The sequence below is a fragment of the Flagellimonas algicola genome (assembly GCF_005937185.1).
Classification (GTDB): Bacteria; Bacteroidota; Bacteroidia; order Flavobacteriales; family Flavobacteriaceae; genus Flagellimonas; species Flagellimonas algicola.
Map to the genome: position 1 here is coordinate 1,619,246 of NZ_VCNI01000001.1, position 16,424 is coordinate 1,635,669.

Below are 16,424 nucleotides of genomic sequence, written 5' to 3' on the forward strand. Positions count from 1 at the left end.
AATTCTTTAAATTATTTCGCTTTTTCACCCTTGGCCACATGTGAAGTTCTCCTTTTGGAAGTAAACCGCATAATGCTCTGTTCGTCATAATTATTGTAGATGTGCGTAAGGCCCCATCGAAGAATTTCTGTGGGTTCCCTCTCGTTGTCAGCACTTCTATTCAAGCCTATGGCATGTGACGCATCTTTTATTGATGCCATAATTTCAAAGTTGATTCCGTCAGGAGACCATTGAATCGTATTTTTTTCAGGGCCGTCGGTGGTTATTAGAGAAGCAATTCCCCCATTGTACTTCCATACACAAATTTCGTGACCGCTGTTACTAATAGGGTTGTAAGGAGATTTTATATAGGGGCCCAACGGATTATCGGCAATTGCCACCCCATGTCGAATTTGTCTCCCACCAAAGGTGATTTCCTCCCCCATTTGCTCTCCCTTATAGTACAAATAGAATTTACCTTTGTACGGAATTATACAGGGATCGTGAACCTTGTGGCTGTCGAAATCGCCCTTCTTTTCAACTAAAAACCGGTTCTGCTCTTCACCCTTCCAAATACCGTTATCGGCAGGACTCAATATAGGTTCTTTACTTTTTGTCCATGGTCCATCTGGTGAATCGGCCCAGGCAAGCCCTATCTGGTTCTTGACACGTACATTATAAGGTGATTTTACAGTCTGGTAGCATAGGTAATATTTATCAGCCCATTTCATAATCTCTACGGTAAAGACTGAACGATCATCGTATGCACCCTTTTTGCCACGGGGTACCGCCAAGCCTTCTTCCTTCCAAGTAACCCCATCTTCAGAAGTGGCGTACCAGATATCACAGCGATCCCATGGGAAAACCTTGTCGTTTTCTATATCGCCACCGAAACCGTCCGTTTTGCCCGTACTCTTCGAGTACCAAACGTAGTACTTACCATTTTCCTTAATCATGGCGCTAGGGTCTCGCCTGACCACGCCTTTTTCGTAGGCCAAATCACCTTTTAACGGCGTTGGGCCGCTGAACTCAATAAACCACTCATTGCCGATATCCGGCCAATTGAGGGCACGCTTTGATGCTGCACTGAGGTATTCGCTATTGGTGATGCCCAGTTTGTCCATTTGTTCTTCTGTAATCATACTATTTTCATCTAATAACTTGGTTTGCTTTTCTTTTTGGCTGGATGAGCTCGATGGGGAATCACAAGAAAATACCAGCACAAAAGTTACTAACAATAGAACTATCTTATTTACCTTCATTTTGTAGTTTATTTGGATATGATTGAAATTGTGTTGCTCGCTAAATTTTCGGAAGAGGCGCCAATGGTGATCTCCGATGCTTCCTTCGTTGATTGTAACAGGAGCAAACACCTTCCTTTATCAGTCTTAATTTTGTTTGATTGGTAATCTTGGACATTACTTGCGGAACCAGTATCTACTCCTAAAACCTTTATCTCTCCTTCAATTGAAAAAGATAATTTTTGGTCTTCCGTTGTTACCTTATTCCCATGAGCGTCGACCAATTGAGCAATAACATGGGCGACATCGTACCCATTTGCGGAAAGCTCGGTTTTGTCTATTGAAAGCTCTATGGCTATTGGTTCGGAAGCTGTTGTCAATTTTGTTTCGAAAGTTTTACCATTCTTCTTGCCTTTTGCCAACAAAATGCCACTTTCAAATGGAACGGCCCATTTATAAATACGGTCATCAAAGTCGCTTAATTTTTTAATACCAAGAGATAAATCGTTCAAAAACAGTTCTATTTCATGGAGGTTGGAATAAACCTCTACGATTACCATTTCTTTATCTTTATATTTCCAATGCTCGTTGACCCTGTGCCAGCCCCACAATGCCTGTTCCCAAGCTTTGGGATTTTCAGCAACGGGATTGCCCGTAGCATCAATTTTATAAATGGAATTATCCGCTGTTTGGGTGGCCAAATATATATGTGGTTCCTCGTTCCAGAGAGATTTGAACATGTGGTAAGAAGGTTTTTCAAATCCTGCCAGATCCAAAAGCCCTGAACTGGTTCCTTTTTTAGGCCAAGCGCCATTGGATTCACCCATATAATCTATCCCTGTCCAAAGGAAGGTCCCAGAGATAAACGGACGTTCCATAACCGCCTTCCATTCGTGCCATTGACCCAAGTTTTCAGTGCCCATGATTGGTTTGTCCGGATATTTTTCATGTCCATAATCGTACAAAACCCTACGATAGCTATACCCAACCATATCCAGAGCATCGGTATAACCCGATTCATGACTGGCAGTGGGTAAGATGCAATTGGCAATTATGTAGCGAGAACTATCCAATTCTCGTGTCCAATCAGCTAATTTTTGGGCAGTTTCACCAATGTCATATTTACCTTTTGGCAGTTTGGCCAACTGTTCTTTTACTTTTTCGGGAGGGTACGGCGGAAGTGACCAGAAATAGTTGCCGCTCCAATGCATATTATTAAAAAACCCAGTAGCATCACCATTTCGAGGGTAGGTCCATTCGATTTCATTACCAATGCTCCATTGAATGATGGACGGATGGTTGCGGTGAGCCAAAACAGTATTCTTCAGGTCGTTTTCGGCCCATTCTTGAAAGTGCTCTGTGTACCCTCTTGTAATATAGTCCACACTTTGCTCATTCATATTTTTTCTCTTGTCCTTGGGGTTATCCCATTCATCAAAAAATTCATCCTGAACCAGAAAGCCCATTTCATCACACAAATCCAAAAATTCTTGGGAACCTGGATTATGGGAAATACGTATGGCGTTGCAACCTGCTTCTTTTAATTTTTTCAGTCGTCTTTTCCAAACTCCTTTGGGGACAGCTGCACCCACAAGGCCTGCGTCATGATGAAGGCAAACGCCCTTTATTTTTAGGTTTTTATCATTAAGGAAAAAACCTTCATCGACATCAAAACGTATGCTTCGAATACCAAAAATGGTTTCATTTTGATCAATGGTTTCTCCTTTTTCAATGATTGATGTGGTCATCTTATACAAATACGGAGTATCCACACTCCATAAAAGCGGATTGCTTAGGGTAAGATTTTGTTGAATTTTGTTTGAGTTATTTGCCAAAATAGTGGCAGCAATTGATTTAGAGGCTACTTTTTTTCCTTCCGGATTAAAAATTTCCGCCAACACCTCAATATTTTTGTCTTCTAAAAAATTGTTTCTAAGCTCAATTTCGACTGAAACTTCTGCTTGATTCCCATCTATTTTCGGAGTGGTAACAAAAACACCCCAAACCGGAATGTGCAGCTTATTCTTTACCAACAACTCGACATTTCGATAAATTCCCGATCCAGTATACCATCGACTATCCGCGTATCGGGTTCTGTCCACCTTTACCTCCAACAGATTTGAATCTCTTTTGGCTTGAAGCTGTGATGAAATATCAAAATAAAATGGTGAATAGCCGTAAGGATGAAAACCCAGCTCCTTTCCATTCAATGAAACTGTTGCATTGTTGTAGACCCCATCAAACAGGAGATAGGCTGTTTGTGTTTCATCAAGTTCTAATGGAAACTTTTTACGGTAGATTCCTGTCCCTCCTGGAAGGTATCCTGTTGCCCCTTCGCCATTGATAGAATCAAAGGAAGCCTCCACGCTCCAATCATGGGGAAGACGAACATCTTTCCAGCGATTGCCTGCATTTAAAGAATCGACCAACTTGAACTGCCAATCGAAATTGAAATCGGCATGAACCAAAGAATCGCGATTCATATCCCGCTTATCTAAACACGAAATACCTAAAACTGCAATTGCCAAAAAGTAAATCCGAAATCTATCCATGGGTCAGTTAAAATATCCTGTCTCTTCTCTGGAAATCTCTAATTCCAATAGAAAAACCGTCTGGAAAATTAACCGATTGGCCGTTAAATGGAAAGGATTACTACTAGATAAATACTAGACATCCTACTACTGTTTTGCTTATTAAATCGAAGAAATAAAATCTTCAAGGTTGTCGCTTCTTTCAAGGCCCAGCTTTTTTCTAAGCCTATAACGGGTAGTATGTACCGACTCAACAGAGATCCCCAGAAGTCTTGCCATTTCTTTACTTGAAAAATTTAGTTTGATGAGCGCACAAATCTTTTGGTCTGACTGGCTTAAATTAGGAAATTGCGTAGTTACTTGATCATAGAATTTTTCATTCACTGCAGTAAACCGTAACCTAAACTCTTCCCAATGGTTAGTATTATTTGAGGGTATTGTCCTTAAAATCTTGTTGATCTCAGATTTTTTGATGTCTCCCGTGGTCTTTCTAAGTTTACTTTTCATATCCCTTAAAAATTCATCTTTCTCTACTAGCTGCAGCGCGGATGCCGCCAACTCTTTATTTTTGAGTTCTAAAAGTTCTTTGGCCTTTTGTATTTCGAGTTCCTTGTTACGACGTATAAGTTGTTTTTCTGTCTTATGTTTAGAACGCAGATACTTGACATAGATGAAACCAATAATTAAAAGGAATACAATGGTTCCTATCAAGATCACACGTTGCAGTAAGGAAATTTGGTCTTGTTGTTCTAAATAGTCTAACCGCTGCTGCTGAATCATCCTTGCTTGGCGCTCCTTTTCTTGTCTGAATTCGTCTTTAATTTCCAATAATGGACGATTAATCGTACTTCGGCTATCAAAGAACTGAGCATCTAAATTTTTTGAGTTTTGAAGACTTTCAAAAGCATTTTCGAAATCTTTCCTATTAACATACAAGTCTGCCAATTTCTCATGAACCAAAGGTGAAAAATCCAAATGACTATTGTATTTATCCGAAACTTCTAAAGCTTTCTTATAGTATTCCTCGCTTTTATTTAAATCGGACAGATTTCTGTAAATATCCCCCCAATACGTGTACACTAGGACGAGATATGATGGGCGGTGTTCTAAAAACCAAGGTTCAATTTCGCTCAACAATCCTAGCGCTTCATCATTTTTTTGTTCGTTTGCAAGAATAAACGCTTTTTCAAACTGCAAATAAGGCAATTCAATTTGATTGGGGACATTGCCAGATCTCAAAAAACAACTATCCAGATAGATTTTGCCTATTTCTGGCTTACCCAATTCGCGGTAGGTAGCACAAATCAAATAGTAATTGGACACCAAGGATGTGATATCCAATTCCCCTTCTTCAACCAATTTTTTTTTGATCTCCAGAGAGGTGTTTAGGTATTCAAAGGCTTTTCCTTCTTTTTTGTAAAAGCTATAGAGCCTGCCCAACCGGTCATAAACGGAGGCTTTTAAGGCTTCATCCTTTATATTATCTGCCAACAGAAGAGCAAACCACAAACTATCGTACGATTTTGCATAATCGACTCTTTGACCATAATGATAAGGCATTTCCAGCAAAATATTGATAGCTTTTAATGTGTCGCCTTTTTTTAGAAAGTCTGCGTGGGCTTTTTGCAGAAGTTCTATAGCCTGATCTGGATTCTCAAATCGAATTTCTATGGCTTTTTCATAAATCTGGTCTGTGCTTAATTTATTAAGGGAAGAGTCGCTATTTTGGGAATTGAGCAGTCCTGGGCAATTGAACATAGTGAACATTGCCAAGAACCAAATTGACACATTATTTCCTAAATCTACCCGCGTCATTTTAATGAAGTATTGAGTTCGAACAGATTGTGTTTAGCATCGTTGTTTACAACAATCACAAATTTCCTGTCTGCAGAATTTAGCTGCTTCATATTCCGAACATCCTTGTCTACGAAAAAACCTGATAATAGATGAGAAATATGTTCGAACTCCCCTTGTCCATTCCCTTTCAAGAAATTACCGATTCCTGCATCCGCCCTTGTAGTTTCTACTTCGGATTGATAATTGTTGCCTGCAATCAAGAGATCTTTTTTACCATCTCCATCAAAATCTTCAAAAAGTATGCTGTTGATTGGCGATTGCTGGACCCTGTTTTCGAAAGGTTTGAAGAAAAAATCATTAGCTCCATTGTTTATAAATATACCGGATCGGAATTCGGTAGCTTGGTAATGCAATGCCGCTTCTATACCCTCTCCTAAGATGCCTTTCAAATCTTTGTTGGCAAAATCGGTATAAGTCTGAATAGTTTGGGCCAAATGCGGAAGTTGTTGGGTCATACAGGATTTACCCCGAATGGGTACTTGTTTACCCGCATATTCCTTGGTTAAGATAATATCCTCGGAACCGTTTGAATCGAAATCGGATGTGTAAACTTCGAATGGTTTTTCAGAAGAAGCATGAAACTTGTAGTTGAGCCCTAAATTACCAGCAATAATATCTTTGTCGCCATCATTATCTATGTCTTCCACAAGAAGCTTATTCCACCATCCTACAGCATTGGTCAAGTTTGTATAGGAACTGTTTTTAAACAAGTAGTTATTTTCATTCATAAACACTAAGATTCCCATCCATTCACCAGTGACCACCAAATCTGTTTTTCCATCTTCGTTGATGTCGGACCACACAGCATCTGTAACCAAACCTACCCTATCAAGTTCCGGAGCTAATTTTTGATTGGCAATGGAAAATTTTCCGTTATCATTGATCAGCAACAGACTACTTGCCGGATATGGGTACTTACCCGTAATGGTTCTACCTCCTACAAACAGGTCAATATCCCCATCTTTGTCGTAATCCGAAGGTACCACTACCGACCCTGCCAAACCAATTTCAGGTATCAAACCCTCGGATTTTATGAATTGACCAGCCCCTTCATTAATGTACAGTCTATCAATCAATAAACGTGGGGTTTCCTGAAATTCATAGCTACCGCTAACCACATAAAGATCTTGGTCACCGTCGCCATCTGCGTCAAAAAACGTTGCTCCAACATCTTCGCTGGCACTATCTCCAGTAAAAGCAGCGATTGGAATTTCTTTAAACCCTTGGCTTTTTGTGCCCAGTAACAATTGCCCTTTTTGGTTGTGTCCACCGCCCAGATAAATATCATCCAGTCCATCATTGTTTACATCGCCCGTAGCCAATGCTGGTCCGGTCTGTGAGAGTTTGTGGGGGAGTAAAATTTGAAGGTCGTAATCGTTATAATATGGATCACTATGGCCAAAATCTGATTTAACATCCACAAAAAGCGGTAAGGTTTTTTCCTCTTTTGTTGGAGATTTATCACTTGCCGACCCATAATCTATTCGCAGTTGCTGATTTGCATCTACCTCTTCAAATATCTGTGTTTTTCCATCCGGCCATGTAATCTCCATTTTTTTTATGGATAGAATATCACCCAATCCAAAGTGCAAATCGTTAGGCACAGCAGATAAAAATCCTCTCGTATTGATCAACTGTCGTACCTGTCTTGTACCGTCTTTAAAAAATAGGCTTGCCGATACACCGATGCCGAAGGGATTGGTTTTGGGTCCAGTGAACTTGAGACTCAAAAAATTTCTCCCATCCGCTGCTCGGGCATTATTGCGCAGCATTGTTGCTTTGTCGTTAATATTGTTCACTACAATGTCCAAATCACCATCATTGTCGAGATCGGCATACAAGGCGCCATTTGAAAAAGTCGGTTTGGTTTCTGTCCAAATATCCGAGGTATCCTCGAAGGTGTTGTCACTTTTGTTTCTGAAAAAATAATTGTTCAATTTTTGTTGAGGGAGCATTTTCGCAAATTGAAGAAAGTCTTCATCCGTAGTTTTACGTTGATTGGTTTGAAGGATATCAAGAGTTTCAGCAAGTTTGTCACGATCCATCACATCTCTATATACACCGTTGGTGATGAAAATATCATTAAAGCCATCCAAATCGAAATCCGCCGAAAGAATGGACCAACTCCAGTCGGTATCTGCCATTCCGGCCATTTTACTTATTTCGCTAAATGTGCTGTTACCATTGTTCATGTGCAACATGTTATGCATATACTGATGATGGTATCCTTTTTTGACCATTTGCTCAAAATCTGCAATGGAGGTCATGGCCATTGTAGTTTTGGACCGAATATAATCTTCAGGATTCATATCCAAAGTCATCAAGTCTATTAATCCATCATTATCGATGTCTGCCATGTCACTTCCCATACTATTGAATGACATGTGCTTGAACAGTTGGTCGCGTGATTCTAGAAAAGTACCATCGCCATTGTTGATATAGGCCAAATCAGGAACATTAAAATCATTGCAAACATAAATATCAAGCCACCCATCGTTGTTTAAATCCCCTACTTGTGGGTTTAGTCCAAAGCCTATATCAAATTGCAAACCTGCCTTTTCGGAAACATCCGTAAAATGCCCGGTCCCATCATTGTTATAAAGCCGGTCACTTCCCTTTAATTGCAATGTTTTCGGATCTTTCTGAATTTTTTCCAAATCCAATATTTGGGTGCGGCCTGTAATGTCTGGTGTATTGGAAACGTACACGTCAAGATCATTGTCTTTGTCATAGTCAAAAAAAACTGCCTGAATGGATCGGTTATTATCTGCCAAACCAAATTCTTCAGCCTTTTCTGTAAAGGTTTCATCGCCATTGTTAATGTAGAGCAGATTTGCAAACTTATTGCCCTCATCCCGCCAACCTCCTCTGCAAACATAAATATCCAATAAACCATCATTATTGACATCTGCCATAGTTACTCCGGTATTAAAACCGTCATTTAAGTCAATACCGGCTTGTTGGGTTATGTCAACAAATTTGAAATTGCCCTTGTTCAAATACAGCTTGTCCTTAAAGGAGTTTGAGGTAAAGTATAAATCTACATAACCATCATTGTTAAGGTCTCCGGCCACGACCCCTCCACCTATGTAGGTGTACATGTATTTGTAGTAGTTGGATTCAACGGTCTCTTCCAATTTGTTCACAAAATCGATCCCCGAATCATTATGCGAAACTTGTGTAAATAATTTGGGGTTTTTGGGCATATCATCTTTTTTTTCATCCACCCCTGATTTTTTACAAGATTGAAAAAATATAAGTACAAATGAGGTAATAAAAAGTGATAGTCCTTGGTGCTTGAAAAGGCTTTTGCCAACCATAATTTTCAATAAAATGCTAGATTCTAAAATACGAATAAATAAAATAACATATTTTCCTAAATGGCAATAATATTAGTTTGTCGATACTAATAAAATTGTTAGCTTGGATGTTGTTTCAATTGGGTTTTCAAGAGTAAATTTGCCAAACAATGATATCAAAAAAGAGAGCTTTAAAATTTGTGATTTGGACGCTTCTTATTGGTGTTCTCAGTTCCATTATTATCTACTATTATTTGAAAAATAGTTGGGGGGATTTTATGACGGAAAAAGAGTTAACGGAATTCGTTACCAAGGTAAAATTCGCAAATGAATTGCCCGATAGATTTTACCATTTGTATGAACAGGAACATCCCAATATTTTATCGTCTAGTTTAAACCAGCAGATAGGAAAAGGTTTGATCTCAAATGATTTTACCAAGAGCCCTAGTCTTTTGGCCGCCATGATTTCAGAAATCAGTCGCCAAGATTTGGACAGCACAAAGATTTCAAACCGTAAGGCTTACACCTTAGCTTGGAAACTGGAAGAAGAAACAACGCAAAAAGAATGTCTAAATTGGGTTTTGGAGAACTACAAATTTGATTTATTCATTCATGGAATAAATGAGGTTTCCAATTTTTATTTCAGAAAAGGGGTATCAGAACTTAGCGACCGGGAGTTAAGTGATATCATCGCTTTAATGAAAGAACCCAGTATAGTCAACGTTCCTGATAGATCTCATGAAGATGTTCACTGACAAAATCAATTGATCTTATTTTCCAATCTCACCCAAGAAATATTTTTTCTGTCGGATATATTTGATTCCTCCGGTCCGATATTTAAATTAAAAGCTCCAAGAAATACGTCCAAATCCCCATCCTTATCAAAATCCGATACATCCATGGTTTGCCATCTAAAATCCGGAAGGCCATTAATGTACTTTGGTTTAAATACCAGTTCTCCTTCATTGGATAAAAAATTTACACTTTTGAACATTGGATCGGTAAAATCCCCAAAATTGGATATCGTTAAAATATCCGTATCCCCATCTTGATCAAAATCCTCCGCCAAGACTTTACTTACACCATGGATTGGTAAAAAATAGTCTTCAGAGAAATTCTTATTGCCCCTGTTCAACAACACCCTAACACCATGGAAATTTTTAAGGACTGTTGATAGATCAGAATTATCTCCATTGCCAATAATAATATCCTTTAGGCCATCACCATCCATATCCCTTAATTGAAAATCCACTGATCCAAAGGCTGGTTGAAATTGAACTACTTTTTCACCAATAAAGGAATCATTTTCATAATCCCAAATCATGATCATCTCATGTTCTTGCGCAAATAAGACCACAATCTCATTTTCCTCATCCGTATCCATGTTCGCCATTTCAACCTTAATGGCTCCGGACATGGGATGAATTATCCGCTTTTTGTATGTCCCGTTCTTTAAATTTTCAAACAAAGAAAAATCACCTACATTATTTCCATAATTGCAAACAAATACATCGTCGTATCCATCTAAATTCATATCGTAAACCAAAAAATCTACTGGCCTCATTAATCCTTCAATAGAATTATCTCCAATCTTGAGTCTCCCTTTAGCATCATCCGAAGGGTTTATATCTCCAATTGTCAATAGGTAATCCGAGGAATCCTTAAACATTATTTTAACCGGGGGACTTTCCAGTTTTTCCGAATTAAGGATACCGCCATTATTATCTAATGTTACCAATGAAGAATTACCCACATTTCCCAAAAACAAACGTGCGCTTTTTTCATCATATGTTGTCATAGAAATTATTGCCAAAGAATCATCGGAATAAATATGCGGCTCAAACAAGTTGCTATATTCTTGATCTTGGATAACGTTCTTAGGGATACTATTTTCTGATCGATTTAAATAATAATGTACTATTTTATCCCAATCTTCTTGTGGCATTATAGGATTTAGGACCGGATTGGATTCGGGGTTACCATACGTATAAATTGGCCCATGGGACATTCCCATTTTTAAACCCATACTTGGTAATATTTTTTCACCCCACACTCTTCTAGGTAATATGGAAGGAGGCGTGAATAGATGGCATGAGGCACAATAGGTTTTAGCCAAAAGCTCCCCTTCAGCATGTTTATTTTCATTGGAACAACCAACAGAAAACAAAAAAATTCCAACACCCAAAACGATTTTGGAAATAGAAATGACCTTTTTGTATTTAACTGGATTAAGCATATTTAAATAACGGAAGCGGTACTTTTGGCATATCTAGAAATAGGCTGATGTGTATAAAGTTCTGGCAGAAAACAGTTATTAATTATTGTACCCTTATGGCAATAGACTAATTTACGAAGTTTTAGTCTGGTTCCAGGATTATCTTTCTGAATTACTAACAGCAGTTTGGGTAAACCCATACACACACAAAAACGGTAAGATCCGCTACAAATCTTACCGTTGCTCAAACTAAACTAACTCAAAATATAATCTCTAATTTGCCAGATTTGGATTTTGTTCTATTTCCTGTAGCGGTATTGGAGCATAATAATTATCCGTTCCCAAAGAACCTAAAATAGGGTTTTGAGCACTGGTAAATGGTCTGGGAGTACCTACTCCATTTTCGTCAAATTCAGTACCAACAGAGACCTGAGGATTTCTGTTACCCAAAGCTTCCTGAACCTTTTCTTTGCGAACTAAATCGTTCCAGCGGATAAATTCACCCGCAAACTCCCATTTTCTTTCTGTAAAGGCCAAATCTTGAATAGTACCATCACCAGCCGTCAAGTCACTGGCCGCCGCAGAATTTATATCTAATCCTTCAGCTCTTCTATGAACCATATTCAAGGCCTCCCAAGCCTCTGCACCTGCTGTATTGGCTTCCCCGGAAGCTTCAGCATAAATTAGCAGCACCTCTGCATATCTCATAAACAAATCACTTCTAAGTGTTTGAAACTGCGCCCAATCACCATCTGACAATTCTCCTACAATTTTTCTTAAAATAGGATTTTGCTGATCTTTGAACTCTTCCCAACGAAGCATGCTGGTTGGGTTCTCCGTATCAATTGACCCATCATCTGCCACAGGCAATTCAGCATAATATGTGGCATCCTTTCTTACTCCATCAGGCATATCTTCAAAAAACCGGATTTCTGCAAATGTTTCTTGCCAACCATTTAAGCCCGGATCAGATGGTAATCCTAATTTTCCCATCTTACGATTGGTAAGGTTACCAGCAGAATTACTATAAGCAATTGTAAATACGCCTTCTTGATTAAATCTTCCCGCGAGCGACCATAATTTGGCCAAATCCGGTTCCAAACCAAAACCATGTCCAGCTGCATTGTCCATAACCTGTTTAGCCATTGCAGCGGCGGCGGCATACTTGGAGTTGTCCTTAAGTGGAAATCCTGCCCAGTCCATATATAATCTTGCCAAAAAGGCTCTGGCTGTTCCTCTACTAGGTCTTGTAGAACCTACATTTGTACTTTCCGGCAATCTTGCTTCCGCTTGTAAAAGATCACTCTCTATTTGTTCAAAAACCTCTAGTTGGGTAGCCAACGATGGTTGTTGAAATGGATCAACTTCCAAAACAAGTGGGATTCTACCATGGATACGCATTAAATGATTGAACATAATAGCCCTTAAAAAATAGGTTTCGCCAAGTAATCTTTCTTGTTTGTTTGGATCGGGATCTGACAGGGTAACTCCTTCTATACTTTGGAATACTGTATTTGCAGCACGAATCATCTCATAGACTCCCCTCCAGTTGGTAAACGTTCTGGAATTTTCAGGTGTTACAAATCTTTGGTCATATTCCCTAAAATCGGCCTTATTACTAGCAACATGCGTAGTAATATCATCTCCTGACCAACCGTTTACATAAAAGGTAGACATCCAAGCTGCCTTATTTAGTTTACCATAGATACCAGTAACCCCTAACTCCAACTGCGCCATATCACTATAGGTCACAACTTGTAACTGGGAAGAAGCAGGATCTTCATCAAGATCAAACTGCTCACAACTATTAAAGGTCAAGGCCAAGGCCACAACTGCTAAAATTGCCGGATGTGCCTTAAAAAAAGATGATTTATACAAATTTCTTGTTTTCATATTTTCGTTTTTACTTTCGTTTTAACAATTTTTTTGATATTAGAACCCAACTTTAAGACCTAAGGTATACGTCCTTGGAATAGGATAAGCTCCTACGTTTATGCCTGGAGCAACGTCTGCATTCCCTTGGGAATTATCTCCAGTTTCCGGTCTTCTTGAGGTTGCCTCCGGGTCATAGCCGCTATAATCCGTAATCAGGAACAAATTCTGACCACCACCGTATATCTTAATGGTAGTACCCTCTCCCAACCAAGCTATATCTGTTAAGGTATATCCTATAGTAAGGTTACTTAACCTAACGAAATCTCCTTTTTCAACATATCTTGAAGAATTAAAAAGCTGTACCGTTGCAGGGACATCGGTTTCGTTGGCAGGTGTCCATTGATTTACTTGATCTGATGCCAAAAAACTTCTTGAATCCCCAGCTCCACCAGTAATCTGTGCCTGCATTAAATTGTAGACATCAAAACCGTGGGAACCGCTTAAGAAAATGTTTATATCCAATTTTTTGTACGTAATGGTGTTATTGAAACCCCAAGTAAAGGTAGGCTGACCATTTCCAATGGCACCAAAAACAATCTCACCATCAGCATCCCTTAAATATTTGGCATCTCCGGGTACTTTGCCAAATGTTGCTGCTTCCGCAGCTTCTGCACTTTTCCAAGTGCCTAAGAAGGTTGCGCCTTGAAATTGTCCTAATGGTTCTCCCAATTCAATAAGGTTAGCCCTTCTGGCTTGTCCTCCCGGGACAGTAACCAGACCTTCAATTTGCTCAAGACCACCAAATAATTGTGTTACTTCATTTTTAACAAAAGACCCCGCAAAATTTGCATTCCAGTTAAGGTTTTCGTTTTGGATAATATCATAGCCCACGGCAATATCAATACCAAAATTCTCGGTTTCACCAACATTTTGAAAAACAGTTCCACCACCATTAGTTCCTGAAACTGGCACTTCTAAAAGTAAATCCGAGGTTATTTTTTTATAACCATCGATACTAAAGTTACCCCTGCCTTCATTAAATCCTACATCTACACCTATGTTGGTTTGACTAGTAGTCTCCCAGGTAAGCCCTTCATTGGCAAAACTGGTAATGAAAGTTCCTGGATCTGGTGCCCCACCATCGAAAGCATATATGTTACCATCTAAATTGGCAAAGGTGCCAAAGGTGTCAATTGCTTGGTTACCTACTTGACCCCAGCCAGCTCTTAATTTTAAGTTACTGATAAAACCAGTACTCTCGGCAGGGTTAATGAGGCTATATCCCGCTGCAATAGATGGAAAGAAACCCCATTTATTACCAGGCCTAAAGACGGATGTACCATCATAACGTCCGGTTGCTGTAAGAGACAGATTGTTATCAAAGATATACTCTGCCCGTAACATAAAGGATGATAGCTCTCTTTCCGAAGCATTGTTGCTTATTGAAAAACCTGTGCCTGTTTCTGCAAAAAAGAATCCATTTGGCAATACAAGATTATCAGCATTGTAGCTATTGAAAGACGTTTTATTATTAGAATATTCCTGTACTCCGGTTAATTTTACATTGTGCTTATCCTTAAATATTTTTTGCCAAGTAAAAATGTTACTTAATTGAAAGGCTGTAAACTTATTTGTACTGAAGTTGGCAGCAGGTGTATCATTACTATTTTCAACGGTAAACCTTTCAAGGTTAAAGTTGTTTACACGAGTACCGGCAATCATTGTATAACTGAAATTATCCGTAATTTGATAGTTAACATTCAATGTGCCGCTAAATTGCTCATCAACATCCTTTGCGTCCGTTTCGTTTAATGTTAAAACGGGGTTCAAGTTCAATGACCCAATACCTTTTATAGAGCGTCTGTTATAGTTTCCTGCGTCATCAAAAATTGGGGTTGTTGGATCCCAGGTCAAGGCTTTTGCTATTGTACTTCCTTGTCCGTTACCAAATCTCTCGAAATTATTCTTTGTTTCTCCCCTACTACCGAATAGATTAAGACCTACTTTCAATTTGTCACTAATTTGTGCTTCCAAATTGGATCTAAGCGATATTTGCTGATATCCGGTATTTATAACAATACCTTCTTCATCCCTATAGTTTCCGGATAAAAAGTATCTTAGTTTTCCATCGGTGTCTGATCCGCTTGCGGAAATTTGCAAGTTCTGGCTAACACCCGTCCTTAAAACCTCATCTTGATAGTGAGTCCCGCCGTTAGCAACCAAATCTGCAATCTCAGCATCGGTAAACGTAGGGTTTTGGCCAATACTCAATTTTCTTAAATTTTCAATTCTAGCAAATTCTCCTACGTCATCAGCTAAAGTTGGCAGAAAATCAGGAACCTCGGATATCGTTGTAAAAAAATCAACATTGACTTGCCCTTTTCCTGAACCCCTTTTCGTTGTTACAAGGATTACACCATTAGAACCCCTTACCCCATAAATAGCGGTTGCAGAAGCATCCTTCAATACATCCATAGAAGCAATATCGTTCGGATTAAGTGTACTTAAATCTCCTCCTAAGACACCATCAATAACTATTAGCGGATCATTATTACCAGTTATAGAGTTAACACCCCTAATACGGATTTTAATGCCTGCCCCGGGAGCTCCATTTTCTCTTGCTACGGAAACACCGGCAGCCCTTCCCTGCAATGCCTCATCAACCCTTGTTACAGGTTGGTTTTCAAAAGACTCCGAGGAAACACGTGAAACAGCGCCCGTAAGATCCTTTTTCAATGCAGTACCATATCCAATAACTATGACTTCATCCAATTGACTGGCATCTTCCACAAGTATTATATTAATTGTAGTTTGGTTGCCCACGGTCACATTTTGGGTAGAATACCCAATATAAGAAATCACCAATACGTCTTCAGGGGATACTTCTATACTAAAATTACCATCAAAATCGGTAGTGACTCCATTAGTTGTACCCTGCACAACAATATTGGCTCCAGGAATGGGTCCTTCCGCGTCCGACACGGTTCCGGTCACCTGCTGTTGGGCTTGCACTTGTTGAAAGCCTAGAAGGGTTAAAAAAAGTCCCATAAGAAAACTTCCCTTCAAAATTCTTAAAAGTTGTTTTTTCATAATCGTTTAGTTTAAAGTTGAAATAGTTCCAGTTTATTAAGTGGTTATTGCTTTGTGTTCTCCTATCTAATTGGTCATTTCCCAAAGCCTTTGCTTTTTGGAGAGAACATTAAGTTTACATTTAGTTAAGGCTAAACTAATAATTGCCATTTCTCATTTTGAAAATTGCACTAGATTTAAACTAGACAACCCTTGATGATCTACTACTACCAAAAAAATTTAACATTAGGAATACGCTTTCTTCGTTAAAAAATAAATCCCATAATGGAAAACTTAATTTTTCCTGTTAAACATTTGGAAATCCTTAATTTAACTAGGGAAAAGTATCAAATCTTAA

General features: G+C 38.9%; 8 protein-coding genes. 1 reads left to right on the forward strand and 7 read right to left on the reverse strand.

Annotation, left to right across the window (positions count from 1 at the left end):
• Window positions 1-11: 11 nt before the first annotated feature.
• From FGG15_RS07125 to FGG15_RS07140, 4 genes are all read right to left on the reverse strand, one after another.
• A complete protein-coding gene (locus tag FGG15_RS07125; RefSeq protein ID WP_237561764.1) occupies window positions 12-1,121 on the reverse strand; it encodes a glycoside hydrolase family 117 protein in 1,110 nt (369 codons plus the stop codon).
• A 128-nt stretch (window positions 1,122-1,249) separates the two neighbouring features.
• Window positions 1,250-3,703, reverse strand: a complete 2,454-nt coding sequence (locus FGG15_RS07130; protein ID WP_237561765.1) for a glycoside hydrolase family 2 TIM barrel-domain containing protein — start codon at window positions 3,701-3,703, stop codon at window positions 1,250-1,252.
• A 210-nt stretch (window positions 3,704-3,913) separates the two neighbouring features.
• Window positions 3,914-5,566: a tetratricopeptide repeat protein gene (locus FGG15_RS07135; protein WP_138834667.1), complete on the reverse strand. Its 1,653-nt coding sequence runs from the start codon at window positions 5,564-5,566 to the stop codon at window positions 3,914-3,916.
• Window positions 5,563-8,835, reverse strand: a complete 3,273-nt coding sequence (locus tag FGG15_RS07140) for a VCBS repeat-containing protein (protein WP_237561766.1) — start codon at window positions 8,833-8,835, stop codon at window positions 5,563-5,565. The genes FGG15_RS07135 and FGG15_RS07140 overlap by 4 nt, the downstream gene beginning before the upstream one ends.
• A 242-nt stretch (window positions 8,836-9,077) precedes the next feature.
• Between FGG15_RS07140 and FGG15_RS07145 the strand changes: the two genes are divergently transcribed.
• Window positions 9,078-9,662, forward strand: coding sequence for a transglycosylase domain-containing protein (locus FGG15_RS07145; RefSeq protein WP_138834671.1), 585 nt, complete (start codon window positions 9,078-9,080; stop codon window positions 9,660-9,662).
• Between the two features lie 5 nt (window positions 9,663-9,667).
• On the opposite strand, the gene FGG15_RS07150 is transcribed toward FGG15_RS07145, so the two are convergent.
• The 3 genes from FGG15_RS07150 to FGG15_RS07160 form a co-directional block, all read right to left on the reverse strand.
• On the reverse strand, window positions 9,668-11,143 hold the full coding sequence (locus FGG15_RS07150) for an FG-GAP repeat domain-containing protein (protein ID WP_138834673.1): 1,476 nt from the start codon (window positions 11,141-11,143) through the stop codon (window positions 9,668-9,670).
• A gap of 252 nt (window positions 11,144-11,395) precedes the next feature.
• Complete coding sequence (locus FGG15_RS07155) at window positions 11,396-13,015, reverse strand: RagB/SusD family nutrient uptake outer membrane protein (protein ID WP_138834675.1); 1,620 nt, start codon at window positions 13,013-13,015, stop codon at window positions 11,396-11,398.
• Window positions 13,016-13,054: 39 nt separating this feature from the next.
• The gene (locus tag FGG15_RS07160) at window positions 13,055-16,087 is read right to left on the reverse strand and encodes a SusC/RagA family TonB-linked outer membrane protein (RefSeq protein ID WP_138834677.1); all 3,033 of its coding nucleotides are present in this window, start codon (window positions 16,085-16,087) and stop codon (window positions 13,055-13,057) included.
• Between the last annotated feature and the right edge of the window lie 337 nt (window positions 16,088-16,424).